Below are 18,354 nucleotides of genomic sequence, written 5' to 3' on the forward strand. Positions count from 1 at the left end.
CGCAACCGCCTTTTTACCTTTGTTTCAGGGTGTAACCGTGGCTGATAAGCCTATAAAACTGCATTTCGTTAAACTAGAACCGAAGGAAGTATTATGAAAATTGAACAGATTTATACGGGCTGTCTGGCCCAGGGTGCGTATTACATTGAAAGCGAAGGCGAAGTCGCCATTGTTGACCCGTTGCGGGACGTAAAACCGTATGTAGAACAAGCTGCCAAAGCAGGTGCCACCATCAAATATGTGCTGGAAACCCACTTTCACGCCGACTTCGTGTCCGGCCACCTCGATCTGGCCCGTCAAACCGGTGCTATGATCGTTTACGGACCCCTGGCTCGGCCCGATTTTGGAGCCCACATGGCAACCGATGGCGAAGAATTACCGCTTGGTTCCGTAAAAATCCGGGTGCTGCACACGCCCGGCCACACCATGGAATCGACGAGTTACCTGTTGCTGGACGAAACCGGGAAAGAAACCGCCCTGTTCAGTGGCGATACGCTGTTCATCGGTGACGTTGGTCGTCCTGATCTGGCCCAGAAAGCGGACCTGACAATGGACGATCTGGCGGGGTATCTCTATGAGTCGTTGCGCACCAAAATCATGACCCTGCCCGACGACGTCATTGTGTATCCGGGGCATGGGGCGGGTTCGGCCTGTGGTAAAAACATGCGGAAAGAAACGACCGACACGCTGGGTAACCAGAAGCGGTTCAACTACGCGTTGCGGGCTTCGATGTCGAAAGCAGCGTTTATCCGGGAAGTGACGGACGGTTTGCTGGCTCCCCCGAAGTATTTTCCGCGGAACGTGGCGCTCAATAAACAGGGTTATGAAAGCATCGATACCGTGTTGAAGCGGGGGGCGCAGGCCCTGAGCCCGGATGCATTTGAAGCGATTGCCAATGAAACCGGTGCGCTGATTCTCGACACCCGACCGGCGGATTTTTTCCGTCAGGGCTTCATTCCAAACTCGATCAACATCGGGCTGAACGGTCAGTTTGCTCCCTGGGTCGGTACGCTGATACCGGATGTGAAACAAAAGCTGCTGCTGGTTTGTGAACCGGGTCAGGAGCAGGAAGCCTTGACGCGGCTGGCGCGGGTGGGCCACGACCAGGTGCTGGGCTTTCTGGCGGGCGGTTTCAGCACCTGGGCAACCAGCAGCAAGGAAAGTGACACCATTCTTTCCGTATCGGCGGAATCGCTGGCGAACCGGATGGCTGACAAGGAGTTGGCAATCATCGATGTGCGGAAACCCGGTGAATATGCCGCCGAACACATCGCCGGCGTTCGGAACATTCCGCTGGAATACCTCAACGATCACATGGCGGAGTTACCCAAAAACAAAGTCCTGTTCATTCATTGTGCGGGCGGTTACCGCTCTATGATGGCCGCTTCGATCCTGAGAGCGCGGGGGTACGAAAAGCTGCTGGATGTAGCCGGAGGCTTTGACGCCATCAAAAAAACCGGCCTTTTTGATATCACGGATTCTGTGTGTCCCACCACCTTGAAATAGGCATCAATAGTTTGTATCTTCGCTGATTGAATAAAGCTATAAAATCTATGGAAATATTAGAGTTTGTCCGCAAGCCCTGGCCGTGGTACGTAGCCGGGCCGCTGATTGGCTTAACCGTGCCGGCGTTGTTGTTGATCGGAAATAAATCGTTCGGCATTTCGTCGTCACTCCGGCACATTTGTGCCGCCTGTTTGCCGGCCAACATTTCCTTTTTCAATTACAATTGGAAGCGGGAAATCTGGAACCTGTTTTTTGTGGCCGGGATTCTGATTGGCGGTTTTCTGGCAACGCACTTTCTGGCAAACCCGGAGGCTGTTCAGATTTCACCCCAAACCGTCGCTGACCTGAAAGCCCTGGGCATTCGTGATTTTTCGGGAATGATGCCCGCTGATATTTTCAACGTCGCGAACTTATTTACACTAAAAGGCTTCGTTTTTTTCATACTCGGCGGTTTTCTGGTCGGATTCGGTACGCGTATGGCGGGTGGTTGTACGTCCGGCCATTCCATCATGGGCATTTCCAATCTGCAATGGCCGTCCCTGATCGCAACGTGTTGTTTTATGGGGGGCGGTTTTGCCATGACCCATCTGATTTTACCTCATCTCATGAAATTGTTTTAAAACGGACCGATTCACTCATGCAAAAAGTAGACGTAGAGGAAACGTTGACCAGCGAGGTGGCCAACGATATGCAAAAACCCGAAAGCCTGATCGCCAACTGGAAATACGGTGTGGTCGGCATTCTGTTCGGAATCGTGTTTGTCAAAGCGGAAATCATTTCCTGGTTTCGGATTCAGGAGATGTTTCGGCTGCAAAGTTTTCACATGTACGGTGTCATCGGTTCCGCCATTCTGGTCGGTATGGTGTCAATCTGGCTAATCAAACGGTTTAAAATCAGGACCTTGGCGGGTGAAGCGATTGTCCTTCATCCCCGGAAATTCAGTTCCGGGCAAGTATACGGTGGCCTGTTGTTCGGTCTGGGCTGGGCCATCACGGGAGCCTGTCCCGGGCCGTTGTTTGCCCAGATTGGCAGCGGTTTCGGGGTTGTTGTCGTTACGCTGCTAAGTGCAATTGCCGGGACGTGGGTGTATGGGTATTTTCGGTCCGGATTGCCTCAGTAAACCCGAACTACGCGTTACCGTACATCGACCCGGAATCGATAGGTTCCGGAGCCAATGGCAACGACGGTTTTGCTGTTTTCCGTTCGCACGAGCTTCATATCGTTCTGTTGATCAATCGGTTTGCCGCTTTCGGTAATCAGGCTTCCTTCGGGTGCGGGCAAATAAACCAGCGCGGTTGTGTTGGCCGGAATACCGACCGTCAGTTCCAGTTGCAGGCCGGTTTTTTTCCATTCACTCCGAATCGGGCCATAGGGCGAAACGTACCGGACGCTGGTATGGGTAATGTCGCCTACCGCTTCGGGGCGGATCACGATGGCCTTGAAACCCGGCACATTTTCGTCCTGCTGAATACCGCCCAATCCGCTATAAAGCCATTCCATCAGGTGTCCCAGCATGAAATGGTTATTGGACACATACCGCAACGCGGGCCAGGATTCCGTCAGAGCGGTGGCTCCGTGAGCCAGCTGGTAGCCGTAGCCCGGCACGTCGGAGCGGTTGTTCATGGCATAAATGGCTTCCGAAGCGCCCACCTGACCCAACGCCAGAAGCAAATACCGGAAGCCAATATCGCCCGCCGTCAGACTGTACTGGTTGTCATTCAGATTTTTCAACAGACTGGCAGTAACGACCGCTTTGTTCTCCGGCGTCACCAGATTCATGTAAATCGGCATGGCGTTGGACGTCTGACTGCCCGATCCGTACTGCCCTTTCTCCGCGTCGTAGTACTTCGCATTGAAGGCTTGTTTGACCGCCCGGGCCAGCTGATTGTAGTGATCGGCGTCGGCCTTTTTTTCCAGTAAACGGGCGGTTTTTTCAAGAATCGTCAGGTCATAATAGTAAGTGGCGGTGGCCGTAATTCCTTTGGGCGTCAGTTGGGATTCTCCCGGCGGTTTGGGCCCCAGATCACACCAGTCGCCCAAACCGTGGGTCAAAATGTGATCCTGCGCTTTGGTGCCCAAATAATCGACGTATTTTTTCATCATGGGGTAACTTTCCGCTAAAATGTTCCTGTCGCCGTACCACTGATACGTATACCAGGGCAGAATCACCCCGGCGCTGCCCCATTCCGGCGAATCACGAAACCCGTTGGCAAAGGCCGTATACTCGGGCGCAATGTCCGGAATCAGGCCGTTCTCTAACTGCGCCGACTGCATATCGCGAATGATTTTTGGCAGCAGCGTCGCCAGATCGTACGTATACCGGGCCGAGCCGCTCATCAGATGCGTTTCTTCGAGCCAGCCTAACTTCTCACGGTGCGGACAGTCGGTCAACGTGCTGACCATGTTGCTCTTAATGGCCCAGTCGATCAGCCGGTCAATGCGGTTAAACAGCCTGTTTGAACACGAAAACGTCCCGACGGTTTCGGCAGAGCTCCGGGTATGCAGGCCTTTTATGTCAATGAAAACCGGCACATCGGCGGTTGGGACCGCAATCGTACTGAGCAAGCCCTGATCGGGAACCGCGCCTTCGATTTGCAGATACCGAAAACCGTAGTAGGTAAAGCGGGGACGCCAGGTTTCGGTGCCACCTCCCTTGAGCGTGTATCGATAAAAATGCGGACTGCCCGTGGCTTGCTGAGTGACCAGACTGTCGTCGCCCAGCAATTCACCGGGTGTAATTTTGATGACGGCCCCGGCTTTTCCGCGCACCGAAATCTGGGGAATACCGGACATATTCTGGCCCAGATCGACCACGTAGACGCCCGGTTTGGGCTGCCTAAGGCCAACGGGCCTGAAGGTTTCCATGATTTTAACCGGCGGAGCCGTTTGCGATCGCAGTTGGGGAGGTCCCTGAACCAGAAGCGGAGTTTGCCAGCTTTCGGCGTCATAACCGGCTTGCATCCAGCCCGTTCGCTCTTTGGTCGCGTCCCAGTCTTCTCCGCCGTAAATACTGGAATACGTAATGGGACTTTGGGTAACTTTCCATGATTGATCGGTCACAAGTTCCCCGATGGTTCCGTCGGCATACTCCAGTTGCAGTTTGCAAATCAGTTTCGGATAACCAAATGAACCCACAATTTTCCGGTATCGCTCAACGGGAATGTTGTAAAAACCGTTGCCGAGCAGCACGCCCAACACGTTGGCTCCTTTTTTGAGTGTACTCGTCAAATCGTAGGTGGCATAGAGGGCATATTGGTCGTAGCTCGTCCAGCCGGGGTCGATAAAGTGGTCTTTCACCCGCTGCCCATTGAGACTCAATTCGTAATGTCCCAGCCCGGAAATAAACGCCATGGCCCGCTTCAGCGGTTTTTCCAGTTTAAATTCTTTCCGAAATTGCGGCATGGCATTCTGGGCCGATTTTCGGTCACCGAGCGGCTTTTCAGCATTGGGCGCGTGGACGAACGGAACAATTCGCTCCGCTGCGGGCAGTTCTTCCAGCGCAATCCACTGCGCTTTTCCCCAATCGGCTTTGGTTAACAAACCCATTTGCCACGTCGCCGGAGCACTCCAGCCCGCTGGCTGGCCTTCTTTGTCCCAGGTCTGTACTTTCCAGTAATACGACTGACCGGCCAGCAGCGGTTTTCCCGCATAAACTATCTGAATGGACTGATCGGAGGTCCGTTTGCCCGAATCCCAGAGCGTTCCCTGATGGGCGGCCAGCGCATCCGGATTGTCGGACACCAGAATTCGGTAGGCCGTTTGCTTCTGCCCCCGAATGTCCGATACCAACTGCCAGCTCAGCCGGGGCTGGCGGCTTTCAACACCCAGCGGATTATCGCGGGAGTCGCAACGGAGCCGGGTTATCGTGAGGGCCCCGGTAGCCCGGGCGTCGATCCCGATAAGACAACACAGGAGTAGCTGATAGAAAAGTAGTTTCATGACCGGTTCGATTGGCTTAGGGCGGGTGCAATTGGCAAGGATACGACCCGCCAACGAACCTCAAAAGCTTCGTGGTTCTATCAGTCTACCCAGAATCCGGTTTTAAATGTTTGGTTGGATGCTCCATCACCCACCGATCCGTTCCCGTAGCGGTTTACGGCCTGATTCGGATACGTAGTTAAACCGTCACGATTACTTTTCCGGCTGTTTTGCCCGTCTCGACCTGCAAATGGGCTTCCGCCATCTGATCGAATGAAAACGTTTTGAAAACGCGGGCTTTGAGGGTGCCATTTTCCAGTAAACCGGCGAGTGTTTTCATATCCTCCCCATTGGATTGCACCCGGAATGTGTACCCGTTAATGCCTTTGGCCTGCGCTTTTTCGGTAACCAGTTCGTTTAATCCGCTGGGAATGCTGATGATGGTTCCTCCGGTTTTAATCACTTTCAGCGAACGATCAATGTTATCACCGCCGATGGTATCCAGCACGAAATCGACGTCAGATACGGCCTCTTCAAACCGCTGCGCCTGGTAGTCGATGTGTTCGTCGGCACCCAGGCTCATCACAAAATCTCTGTTTTTTGCCGAAGAAGTTCCGATCACGTAAGCGCCCACCTGTTTGGCGAACTGGACGGCAAAATGCCCCACACCACCGGCTGCGGAATGAATCAGTACTTTTTGTCCAGCCTGTAAGTGGGCATGATGAATCAACCCCTGCCAGGCCGTCAGAGCGGCCAGGGTAGCCGCTGCGGCTTCTTCGTGAGAAATGGTAGCGGGTTTCAGCGCCAGCTGCGAAGCCGGAGCGGCCACGTATTCGGCATAGGCTTTGCCGTGACCGGGAAAATTCACCATTCCAAAAACCGCATCACCCACCTGAAATGCCGTAACTTCCTTGCCAATTTCCGTTACAATTCCGGAAACATCCCAGCCCAGGATGAGCGGTTGTTCATCTTTCAGCCGACCGGCCACTCCTTTACCCGCTCTGGTTTTTACATCGACGGGATTAATACTGATGGCCTTTACCTGAATCAGAACGTCATCATCGCTGATGACAGGCAGGGGAATTTCCCGTTGAACCAGGTGTTCTATTCCGCCAAAACCGTCTAACGTAATCGCTTTCATATTTCTAAGTAGTTAATTGATGAGGCAAAATTATACCATTGAACGGTTGGTATCCTGGTATATATTTTCTCTTTTTTGGTAGATTTGTGGCATGAAAAGAGAAAGTCTGCACGAACCGTTCGAGATTGTCTACAAAACGCTGGATGAATGTCCGAAGTCGGAACATCAGCATTCGTTCTTCGAACTCATCTATATTCTCGGCGGCACCGGTCGGCAGTGCATCAACAAAAACGAGTTTGCCTACCGCGCGGGGCACCTGTTTCTGATCACTCCGGAAGACTGTCATTCGTTTGAAATAGAAACGACCACCCAATTTTTCTTCCTGCGGTTTAATGACATCTACATTCAGTCGGGGGCGTTGAATGCCGGTAGCATTCAGCGGCTGGAGTTTATTCTGCAAAATGCCAACCACCAGCCGGGATGCATTCTGAAAAACCAGCCGGACAAAGGCCTGGTTCAACCCCTCATCGAAGCCATGGTGCGGGAATATGTAAACCGTGATTTATACAATAAAGAACTTATTCAGCAACTGGTGAACACGCTTATTGTGGTAGTGGCCCGTAACATTGTCCGCTACATGCCCGAGCAGGTGCGTGAGAATACCGACGAAAAAGCACTCGACATCCTGAATTACATTCAGAATAATATTTACTATCCGGAAAAAATCAGGGCTGACGTCGTTAGCCGGCATTTTGGCATTTCGGAGACGTATTTAGGCCGGTATTTTAAAAAACACACGGCCGAAACCATGCAGCAATACATTACCAGTTACCGGGTGAAACTCATCGAAGCCCGGCTGCAGCACAGCGGGATGCGCATGACCGAAATTGCGCAGGAATTGGGGTTTACGGATGAAAGCCACCTGAATAAGTTTTTCAGAAAGCAAAAGGGGAGGAGTCCGACGGCTTTTCGGAAAGTTCTGTTGGGAAATTGACCAAAACCGCTTTAAAAATACTTTTCCAGCCTGATTTCGTCAGGCATCTACAGCCATCTCAGTTTCCTGCGCAGCAGCTGTATCTACCAGGGAAGCCTGATGAAAGGCGAAATAATTTATTTCATGCACAAGCAACCTAGTCTGGCAGGATACTTGAGGGAGATTTTGCGGCTTCAGGCTGTCGAATAGCTTAAACGGTGGCTGTTAAAAAAACACGCCATAATTAGCCGTCGTTCCCATACGCATCGACCGGTTTTTACCGTTTTTGATCAGGCAGGGACGCCCAAGTGGAATCAGCTCCGTATACCGTTCGGGGAGCCTAAAGCGGATCGGCACCGGCGGTAATTTAGTAGGTTTTCGGGCTAATTTGCTTAAAAGTTTGACGAAAACTATTTTTTGTCCTATTTTTATCGACCATACCGTTCTTGTCTTGCTACATACTTAACCAACACATAACCCCAAACCTGCTCATGTCGAAGCTGAAGAAGACCCTTCATGGCCTCCGATTGGCTTGTACACTACTGATTTTTGTAAGCGTTGCGCCCCGGAGTTGGGGTGCCTATTTTCAGGCCGACACCAGTGGTGTTAGGGCCGACACGGCGCAGGAAACCATTGAAGTGGTCGATGTGCCGGAAGTGCTATCGATACCGGAACCGGTTCTGCGTGACCGACTTGCCAAACTGGAACAAACGATTCCGCTGAATTACAATAAAACCGTTCACGGGTTTATCGACTACTTTACCTTCCACAAACCGAGCTACACCAAAAAGGTAATGGAGCGGATGCCGATGTTCTTCCCGCTCTATGAACGGCTGCTGGCCCAGCATCAAATACCCGATGAACTGAAATACCTTTCCATTGTCGAATCTTCGCTGGACCCCAAGGCGGTTTCAAGGGTCGGAGCGGGCGGTTTATGGCAGTTCATGCCGTATACGGGAGCCGATTTTCATCTTTATCAGGACGAATATATTGACGAGCGGATGGACCCCGTCAAGTCGACGGATGCGGCCTGTCGGTATCTGAAAGATTTGTACCGGATTTTTGGCGACTGGCACCTCGCGCTGGCGGCTTATAACAGCGGCCCGGGCACCGTCAAGCGGGCCATGCGCCGGTCCGGGGGCGACTCATTCTGGACTATTTACAACTTTCTGCCCAAAGAAACCCGCGCGTATGTTCCGCAATTCATCGCATTGACCTACATGATGAATTACGCCAACGACCACGGTATTTACGCCGAACAGCCCGAATATCCCATTCCCTGCGACACCATCCACGTGAATGGGTACCTGTCGATCGAGCGGTTTTGTAAATACAGCGGAGTGCCACTGGCCGAAATTCAGAAAATGAACCCGTCGATCATGACCGGGGTGTTATCGGATCAAACCCGCAGTTTTGTCCTTCGCGTTCCGAAAGCACATTTCGATTATTTCGAGGCCAATCGTCTTGCCATTCTCGATTCCGCCGGGCGTATGCCTACGGTTTCGACTAACATGTTGCTGGCTTCGACAGAGAGTGTAAACTACGGGCTGGATTCTGCCCGAAAACGGGATTATTTCCCTTTTACGGACGCCAATGAAGAGCAGGCCCGCGAGTCGAAACCGGTGGTTGCCGCCAGTGCCATTGCTCCGGACGACGGTGACGTTGAGGAGGTTATTCGGAGAAAGCCTAAAAAGATTGTTTACGTCGTGAAACGCGGAGAAGCCCTTTTGCGCATTGCCGAGAAGTACGACGTTGATGTTTATGACCTGAAAAAATGGAACCACCTGCGGTCTACCCGGATCCAGAAAGGGCAAAAACTGGTCATTCTGCGTGAACCGGCGGCACCGGAATCGTCATCCCGCCTGGCCAAACTAACCAAGAGCCGGGAGAAACCGGAAGTTGCCAAACGGACCAAAACCTACAAACCTAAATACCACCGTGTTCAGGATGGCGATACCCTCTGGAATATTTCACAACGGTATAGCGATCTGACGGTCGATCAGTTGAAAAAACTCAACAAGATCAAAGGAAATTCACTCAAACCCGGTCAGCGACTGATTGTGGGTTAGAAAGAGTTAAGCGTTAAGCGGTATGAATTAAGCGTTACACAGGCACCCGCTAACTCTTGATTCATACCGCATAACTCTTAACTCTTTCGTATATTTGTCTGTTTAAGACCGGCTTAAAACCGGTCGAAAAGGCGCTCTATGATTGCTTATATTTCCGGAAAAGTTTCCCATAAAGATCCCACGCTTGTCATTCTGGAAGCCAATGGGGTCGGCTACGAAATACATATTTCACTGTATACGTCAACGGTTTTACCGAAACTCGGCGAACCGTCAAAACTGTATACGTATCAACACATTCGCGAAGACGCCCAAACGCTGTATGGATTTGGCGATCTCGACGAAAAAAATCTTTTTCTGGACCTGATCGGGGTGTCGGGAATCGGACCCAATACCGCCCTTACGATGCTGTCGACGATGACACCCGTCGAGCTCCGTCAGGCCATTCTGATGGAAAATGTGGGGGCCGTTCAGAAAATCAAAGGCATCGGTAGTAAAACCGCTCAACGGGTTATTCTGGAACTACGCGATAAAATGAAGAAAGCGGGCATTATGGCGCAGGCCGGTACACCGAACTACCGCATGGCGATCAATCCCGTTCGTGATGAAGCGCTGGCCGCACTTGTCACCCTGGGCATCCCGAAACCCGCAGCCGAAAAAAGCCTCGATACGATCCTGAAACGCGAAGGCGACGATCTCACCGTTGAACAACTTATTCGATTGGCCCTTAAATAGTTACGAGTTAAGAATTAAGCGTTAAACGTAAAAAAAATGCGTCAGTCAACGCTTAACTTTTAAGTCTTAACTTTTAACTAAAATATTGGCAAGGTTTTCGCCGTTTGGTGATAGAGATGTCTCTGAATTAAACTAACTACCTATTCCACCGAATTAAATTATACGTGCCTCTCTTGGAATGTGTTGAGTCCCACCGATTAACCCGGCTGAGGTTGTTGAATGGCCGGATTGGGCCCCGGTTGGTTGTGTTGTGTGCGTTAATTATCGGATCGGCCTGGATAAGCCCGTTAGCTGCCCAAACCCCCGCGCGCCGACGTACGGTATCACCGGCGGATTCGATTGCGCGGGCCCGGCAGGATAGTATTCGGGCCACCCGATCAGCCGAACGGCGACCGATCATTCGATGGCGCGATCGGTATGTAAGCCCTTTTTCGGTTTCCATGCCCAAATCGCCTTTTTTATTGCGCGACCCGCGGGCGGTATCGACGGACGTTCAGCTTAATGGCGCGAACCAGATTTCGATCCGGGAACGAATCGGTGGTCAGCCCGAGGCTACCCGCCCTGTTTCCGGAACTGTCACAACTCCGGCTGCTACCACCGGCAATGCGGTTGGATCAACCGTTGGGGCGCCCGTGCCTGCCAGACCGTCGGTTGGTTTGCCTTACCGACCGGCTGAAACCATGTCGTACGAGAACTATAACCGTTTACAGAACCAGCGTGTTCAAAAAAGTTTGTGGCGGGAATACAGTGCGCGAAACGATGGACAAAGTGCCGTTAGCGGGCGGGGACTGGTACCGAAGCTTGAATTGCCGCCGGTGTTCGACCGGTTGTTTGGTGGTAATCTGGTGGATTTCAAGCCAAACGGGTTTGTTATGCTTGATTTTGGGTATCTCTACCAGTTCATCGACAACCCGATTATTCCGGTATTGCAGCGCCGAAACGGAAACTTTCTGTTCAATGAACAGATCAATATTAATTTCAATGGAAAGATTGGTGAGCGGCTGGGTGTAACGGCCAATTATGATACCAAATCCAGTTTCAATTTTGAAAATGTACTGAAACTGAATTACCGTCCACCGGTTCCGACACTGCCGAATGCCAATGGATTGACGAACGGGCTGCCGGCCTTACCCACGGCCAACGGACTGACAAACGGCCTGCCGGGGGTAGGAAGTATGGTGCCCTCGACCATTCCTCAGTTTCAGCCGCAGGACCCGAGCATCATCCAGGGTCTGGAAGCGGGTAACATTAGCTGGCCGCTCAGCAGCCAGTTGATTCCGGGTGTTCAGAACCTGTTCGGGTTGAAAACCCAGCTCCGTTTTGGTAAATTATACGCCACTGTGGTGGCTTCGCAGCAGCGTTCCAAGCAGGAAGAAATTACCATCAAAGGCGGGGCTTTGCAAAAGAATTACGAGATCCGGGTCGATACCTACGATGAAAACCGGCATTTCTTCCTGTCACAATTTTTCCGGAATAATTACGAAAGAGCCTTGAACCGGTTACCCCAAATCATGTCGGGTGTAACCATTACGCGTTTAGAGGTATACGTAACCAACCGGACCAACACCACTACAACCCTCCGCAATATCGTCGGTTTTGCGGATCTGGCCGAACCACAACCCTTTAACCGAACGAATCCGAACCTGCAACCCCTCAGCAGCAATCCGGCTGGTCCGGCCGATAATACCGCTGGAAACGGACTTTTTGCCAAATTGCGGGCCAATACCGCCATCCGGCAGGTGGATCAGGTGAATTTTTTACTGGACGGAACCTTCGGATTTGCCAAAGGAGTCGACTATGAACTCCTCCGGGGGGCCAAACGCCTGACCGAAACGGAATTCAAATTCCAGCCGGAACTGGGCTACATTTCGCTGGTGACGCCCCTGCGTAACGACGAAGTGCTGGCCGTTTCGTATGAATATACCTATCAGGGCCGCAAATACCAGGTAGGGGAGTTGACGGAAGATTATCAAAGCCGTCAGGACAATGAAGTGCTGATTCTGAAGCTGTTGAAGTCATCGACGATCCGCAACAACACGCAGTTGCCGATGTGGAATCTGATGATGAAAAACATTTATTCGCTCAATACCAGCCAGATCAACAAGCAGAATTTTCAGTTACGGGTTGTCTACAAAGACGACCTGACCGGTATCGACAATCCGAACCTGCAGGAAGGTGTCAACCTGCAAAACCACCCGCTGGTTCAGGTTTTCAATATGGACCAGGTCAATGCCCAACTGGACCGGCAACCCGACGGTAATTTCGATTTTGTGGAGGGGGTGACGGTAGACAGCCGGTATGGGCGGGTCATATTCCCGGTTTTGGAACCGTTTGGTTCTTTCCTCGAAAGGAAGTTTGTCGCCGGAAGCGAAGATGCGCTTAAAGCCAAATACGTCTTCAACGAATTGTACCGAACCACGCTCGTGGATGCGCAGCAGGTGGCGGGCAAGAATAAGTTTTTTCTGAAAGGCAGTTACCAGTCGTCCACGGCCGGCGAAGTTACCTTGCCCTACGGTGTCGATGAAAAATCGGTGCAGGTCACGGCGGGTGGCGTTCCGTTGTCGCCCGGTATCGATTTTGTCGTGGAGTCGCAAATTGGCCGGGTTCGGTTTCTGAACGAAAGTCTGATGAATTCCGGCCAGGAAATTAAAGTGCGGTTTGAGCGCCCCGACCTGTTTCAGAACCAGATCCGGCGGTTGATCGGAACACGGCTGGATTATAAACTGAGTCCGGAGGTGAACCTCGGGATGACGGCGATGAACATGCGCGAAACGCCGGCCGGTTTTTTAACCCGCGTCGCCATTGGCAACGAACCGGTGAACAACACCATTTTAGGGTTCGACGCCATGATTCGGAAAGATTCGCGTTTTTTGACCCGGATGCTGGATGGGTTGCCGCTGATTCAGACCAAAGAGCTTTCCAACATTGCGTTTCAGGGGGAAGTGGCGCAGTTGTTTCCCGGTGTGGCCCCGCGGGTGAACAACAACGCGTTCATCGACGACTTTGAAGCGGCACGAACGCTGTACGACCTGACCCGGCAACCCACGCGCTGGCGGTTGGGCTCAACCCCAACGACGCCGGAACGGGCTTTTCCGCAGGGAACGTTTGCCGATCCGCTGGCCTATGCGTATAACCGGGCCCGCATTTCAGTCTATACCGTGGATAACACCTTCAGCACCGCCAACACGGTGGGCAGTAGCCGCGCTCCGCAAAGTAACCTGACTGACAATGATTTAAAGAATTTTTACGAACAGTTTTTTCTTTCCAACGAACTGTTCAAAGGCCGTTCGGCGCGGCTGGTCAACTTGCCGGAGAACATTCTGGACGTCGCTTATTTCCCGAAAGAACGCGGGATGTACAATTTTAACCCGAATCTTGCTCCCGACGGACGGCTGGCCGGTGATCCGAAGAAGAACTTTGGTTCGGTGATGCGGGCCATTACGTCCGATGCCGATTTTGATAATGCCAACATCGAAAACATCGATTTCTGGTTGATGGACCCGTTTCTGGGCGTTACGGATACGACGTATGCCACCATTCACGATGGTTTTGAAAACAAGGCCAACCGCACCGGGGGCAAGTTGGTGTTCAACCTGGGCGATCTGTCGGAAGATGTGATAAAAGACGGGCGGTATAATTTTGAAAACGGTCTGGCGATTCCCAACGGCCTCTCGCCCGATTCCACGGCCTGGGGGCGGGTTACGCGTTCGCAGTTTGTCACCCAGGCTTTCGATAATAATTCCCGGCCCCAGCAGGATGTCGGACTGGATGGCTTGAGCAACCGGGATGAAAACCGGTTTTTCAAAACGTACATCGACCAGGTTTCGCCCCGACTGAACGCCCAGGCCCGCGAACGGCTGTTGAGTGACCCCGCCAACGACGACTTTATTTTCTATTACGGACAGCGCGCCGACTCGGTCAAGCACATTGTCAGTCGGTATAAGCAATACATGGGGATGGAAAATAATTCCCCCGAATTGCAGGACCGCAATCAGCTGGTAACGCCCGCGTCGACTACGCTGCCCGACATCGAAGATTTGAATACCGACAATACCATCAACGACAACGAAGCCTATTACGAATACGAAGTAGATCTGAGACCGGGTCAGCTCGCGGTCGGTAAAGGGTACATTGTCGATAAAGTAGACGTGCAGACGAAAGCGGGAAAATCCGTAACGTGGTATCTGTTCCGGATTCCGGTGCGCGACAATCCCAGGAAGGTCGGGAATATCAACGGGTTTAAATCGGTGCGGTTTGCGCGGATGTATCTCACGGATTTTGAGGAACCGGTGGTATTGCGGTTTGCGCAGTTGCAGATGACCTCCAACCAATACCGCAAGTATACCGGTGATCTGTCGGCGCGCGGTTTGCAGGAAGTTCCCGAACCGTATGATGCGCAATTCAAAGTGACGGCGGTCAATATTGAAGAAAACAGCGCTCCGGGTACCAACAAATACATTTACCGGGTGCCACCGGGTTTTCAGCGCGACCGCGATTTTACGCAGATCAATCAGGTGGAACTGAACGAGCAGTCGATGAGCCTGAGCGTGACCAACCTGCGCGATGGTGACTCGCGGGCGGCTTTCAAAAATACCAATACCGATTTGTTGTTTCGTGAGCGTCTGAAGATGTTCATTCACATGCACAATGAGGAAAGAGAAAGTGGTCAGGTGTCGGCTTTTGTGCGGTTTGGTACGGATTTTACGGATAACTACTACGAAATCGAAATTCCGAAGCTGGTCAATACACCCGAGGGGAGCCAGCCCGACGATGTGGTGTGGCCGGCTGCCAACGATCTGGATATTGCGATCGATGAGCTGATCAACCTCAAGGCCGAGAAAAACCGCCAGTTTACGCGGTCATCCGCCCAACCGTTTTCGATGCCCAGCGCCGACGGCCATTATAACCTGACGGTGGTTGGAAATCCGGATTTAAGTGCGGTGCAGATTATTATGATTGGGGTGCGCAACCCGAAATCGCCGGACGAGCAGGCCAAGAGTTTCACCATCTGGGTGGATGAATTGCGGGCGAACGGGTTTGACCAGACGGCTGGTCGTGCCGCCGTCGGAGTGCTCAATGCCAAGCTGGCGGATGTGGCTACCGTGACCGCTTCGGGCAAAATAACCACATTCGGATTTGGCGGTGTCCAGCAGCGGATCTCCGAACGAAGCCGGGAAACCACGTCCGAATACGGCGTTCAGTCGCAGATTTCGGTCGATAAACTGTTGCCTGAAAAATGGGGATTGCGGATTCCGCTCTACGTCAATTACGATCAACGGCTGATTCAGCCGCATTTCAATCCCCTGGATCCCGACACGCCGTTGGAAACGACGCTTTCGACGCTGAACGAAAATGAACGCGACCGCTACCGGCGGCTGGTGGAAGACCGGTCCGTTCGACGCGGTTTCAACCTGTCGAATTTCCGGAAGGTCAAAACCAATCCGAATGCCAGAAGTCATTTCTATGACTTTGAAAATCTGTCGTTTACGTATGCTTTCAACGAAGCGACGCGAACCAATATCCTGACCGAGCAGTTTGTGCAAAAACAAACGCGGGGCGGTATTGCCTACGTATACAGTGCCCAGCCCAAACCCTTCGAACCCTTTAAACGGTTTCAGGCGCTGGAACGGCCTTATCTTCGCTGGCTGCGCGATTTTAACCTGACGTTGCTGCCCACCCAGGTCTCCGTTCGGGGCGAGGTGGACCGGAGTTTTATCAAAACCCAGCTCCGCAATTCTGAGCTGACGACGGAAGGCATGGTGCCCCAATTTGAAAAGTACTTCTGGTTCAACCGGTATTACGATTTGCAGTGGAACCTGACCCGTAACCTGATTGTAACCTATAACGCCCGCTCCAACGCCATCATCGATGAGCCAGCCGGTGATTTGAACACGCAGGCCAAAATTGACTCCGTCTGGGCCAATGCCCGGCGGTTTGGCCGGACGAAAAACTTTGAGCAAAACATCCGGACCACGTACCGGATGCCGCTCGATAAACTGCCGCTGCTCGACTGGATTGCCGCGGATTTGACCTACAACATCGGGTATCAGTTTCAGGCCAACTCGTTCGGCATTACCGATACGCTGAATGTTCCGTTTGGTAATACCATTCGCAACAGCCGGGAGTGGGGCGTTCAGGGGCGTGTGGATTTCATTCGGTTGTATAATAAAATCAAGTCGTTGCGGTTTGCGAATACACCGTCCGTTCCGCGGAAAAACTTTACACGAAATCCCGGTGATATCGAAGAAATCCAGCGGTCGGAAAGCCGGGTTTTGAAGAGTTTTGTCCGCACCTTGCTGACCATTCGCGGTATCAATTTCAACTATACCGTTCAGGAGTCGACCCTGTTACCGGGTTTTTTGCCCACTCCGCGCTTCTTCGGCCTTTCGCGCGAAAACGCTCCGGGACTGGGCTTCGTTCTGGGAAGCCAGGATCGGAACATCAACCGGAAAGCCGCCGAACGGGGCTGGCTGTCGAAGAGTACGGTGTTGAATCAGCCCTTTACGCAGACGCTGGGCAAAAAGTTCGACGCCCGCACCACGCTGGAGCCTTTCAAGGACTTCCGGATTACGGTCGAAGCCCGGTTGACAAGGCAGGATAGTTACCAGGAAGTCTACCGGGTCGATACGACGGGTGGTTCGTTTACGAGCCTGAGCCCGTACCGCAACGGGCAGTTCAGCATGTCGTTTTTGTCGTTCAAAACCGCCTTTTCCAAGTTAAACAAGGATAATTCGTCCCCGATTTTCGATAAGTTTGCCGAATACCGGAAGATCATTTTAAACCGCCTTATGCAGCTCAATCCCGAAAAAGGCGGGAAATATGACCTGACTTCGCAGGATGTTCTGATTCCGGCTTTCTTCGCGGCCTACAGCGGAAAAGATCCCAATACGGTGAAAATCAATCCGTTCCTACGGTTTCCTCTGCCCAACTGGCGGGTCGATTACAACGGATTGTCGCAATTGAAACCGTTCCGGAAACTGTTCAGCGCCTTCACGCTTTCGCACAGTTATAACTCGACTTACAGCGTTGGTAACTTTACGTCGTCACTCGATTACGAAGCCGCTTATGTCAATCTGGCGGTTATGGGTTACCCGCTGGCGTCGCGTTATACCGAACAAAATCAGTTTGTTCCGATTTTTGTCATGAGTACGATCACGATGACCGAGCGGTTTGCCCCCTTGCTGGGAATTACGTTCCGGACACAGAGTAAGATTAGCGGAGGGCTGGAATACAACCAGGATCGCAGCGTGGCGCTGAACCTTTCCAATGCGCAGGTGGCCGAACTGAGTAACAAGGACATTACGTTCCGGTTTGGTTTTACGAAAACGAACTTTCGGATTCCTTTCAAGATCAACGGAGCGTACCAGCGCCTTAAAAACGATCTGACGTTCAACTGTAATCTGACCTTCCGCGATACCCGCACCGTTCAGCGGAAGTTCGACGATTCGGTTTTGTCGGCTCCGACCAACGAGAATGGCGTTGGTGAGCAGATCATTACGGCCGGAAACGTTAATTTCCAGTTGCGGCCGCAGGTGAGCTACGTCGTTAGCCGCCGTTTGAACGTGCAGTTGTACTTCGACCGGACTTTCAACGATCCGCTGGTTTCCAACTCATTCCGCCGGGCAACAACGGCTGGTGGTGTTCAGGTGCGCTTCAATCTGGCCGAATAACATACGCAGGATTGTGTTCGGGGTCCGCTGATTTTCTTCAACCAGCCCGTTTTCAACTCAGTGGTCGGTTTTTAGCTTTAAATAACCGGAGAAGCTGTTGCAAAACTGGGTACGGGTTTGCTTTTCAATCCCTTATTTTTTCTAAGGTAGCGTAGAGCTAATGAAGCCTGTTTCTTCATCGGCCTGACAATCCGTGTAAAACAGTTCAAAGCGAAGGAGTCAGGAATGCCCGTTTTGGTGCTCCGCTACGGTGGACTGGCAGGACTTTAAGAAAAACAGGAACGCTTTTGAATTTCATAAATAACATTCATTATCTTTCGAAAGATAATGAATGGTTTCAAAACGATTTGTATTTTGCGGAGATTGTGTATGTTTCCTTTAAATTCACGCTGGTGGCTTTGCTTC

9 protein-coding genes are annotated in these 18,354 nt (G+C 52.1%); 7 read left to right on the forward strand and 2 right to left on the reverse strand.

All coding sequences use genetic code 11. The annotated features are described in order from the left end of the window. The first annotated feature begins 93 nt into the window (after positions 1-93). The 3 genes from EHT87_RS00205 to EHT87_RS00215 are packed head-to-tail and all read left to right on the forward strand — an operon-like array spanning position 94 to position 2,626. Positions 94-1,506, forward strand: a complete 1,413-nt coding sequence (locus tag EHT87_RS00205; protein ID WP_124902679.1) for an MBL fold metallo-hydrolase — start codon at positions 94-96, stop codon at positions 1,504-1,506. Positions 1,507-1,553: 47 nt separating this feature from the next. Further along, the gene (locus EHT87_RS00210) at positions 1,554-2,126 is read left to right on the forward strand and encodes a YeeE/YedE family protein (RefSeq protein WP_124902681.1); all 573 of its coding nucleotides are present in this window, start codon (positions 1,554-1,556) and stop codon (positions 2,124-2,126) included. 17 nt (positions 2,127-2,143) lie between these two features. After that, the gene (locus EHT87_RS00215; RefSeq protein WP_124902683.1) at positions 2,144-2,626 is read left to right on the forward strand and encodes a DUF6691 family protein; all 483 of its coding nucleotides are present in this window, start codon (positions 2,144-2,146) and stop codon (positions 2,624-2,626) included. Between the two features lie 14 nt (positions 2,627-2,640). Here EHT87_RS00215 and EHT87_RS00220 read toward each other — a convergent pair whose 3' ends face one another. Beyond that, positions 2,641-5,445 (reverse strand): glycoside hydrolase family 78 protein, encoded by a 2,805-nt coding sequence (locus EHT87_RS00220; protein WP_124902685.1) that lies wholly within the window; start codon positions 5,443-5,445, stop codon positions 2,641-2,643. Positions 5,446-5,623: 178 nt separating this feature from the next. Beyond that, the gene (locus tag EHT87_RS00225) at positions 5,624-6,565 is read right to left on the reverse strand and encodes an NADP-dependent oxidoreductase (protein WP_124902687.1); all 942 of its coding nucleotides are present in this window, start codon (positions 6,563-6,565) and stop codon (positions 5,624-5,626) included. A gap of 91 nt (positions 6,566-6,656) precedes the next feature. On the opposite strand from EHT87_RS00225, the gene EHT87_RS00230 reads away from it, so the two are divergent. From EHT87_RS00230 to sov, 4 genes are all read left to right on the forward strand, one after another. Further along, the gene (locus EHT87_RS00230) at positions 6,657-7,499 is read left to right on the forward strand and encodes an AraC family transcriptional regulator (protein WP_124902689.1); all 843 of its coding nucleotides are present in this window, start codon (positions 6,657-6,659) and stop codon (positions 7,497-7,499) included. Between the two features lie 470 nt (positions 7,500-7,969). Next, positions 7,970-9,547, forward strand: a complete 1,578-nt coding sequence (locus EHT87_RS00235) for a lytic transglycosylase domain-containing protein (RefSeq protein WP_124902691.1) — start codon at positions 7,970-7,972, stop codon at positions 9,545-9,547. Positions 9,548-9,685: 138 nt separating this feature from the next. Then, complete coding sequence (ruvA, locus tag EHT87_RS00240; protein ID WP_124902693.1) at positions 9,686-10,279, forward strand: Holliday junction branch migration protein RuvA; 594 nt, start codon at positions 9,686-9,688, stop codon at positions 10,277-10,279. A 215-nt stretch (positions 10,280-10,494) separates the two neighbouring features. Then, positions 10,495-17,949, forward strand: a complete 7,455-nt coding sequence (sov, locus tag EHT87_RS00245) for a T9SS outer membrane translocon Sov/SprA (RefSeq protein WP_229320755.1) — start codon at positions 10,495-10,497, stop codon at positions 17,947-17,949. The last annotated feature ends 405 nt before the right edge of the window (positions 17,950-18,354 follow it).

Origin of the sequence: Larkinella knui, assembly GCF_003858645.1 — a bacterium.
Lineage (GTDB): Bacteria > Bacteroidota > Bacteroidia > Cytophagales > Spirosomataceae > Larkinella > Larkinella knui.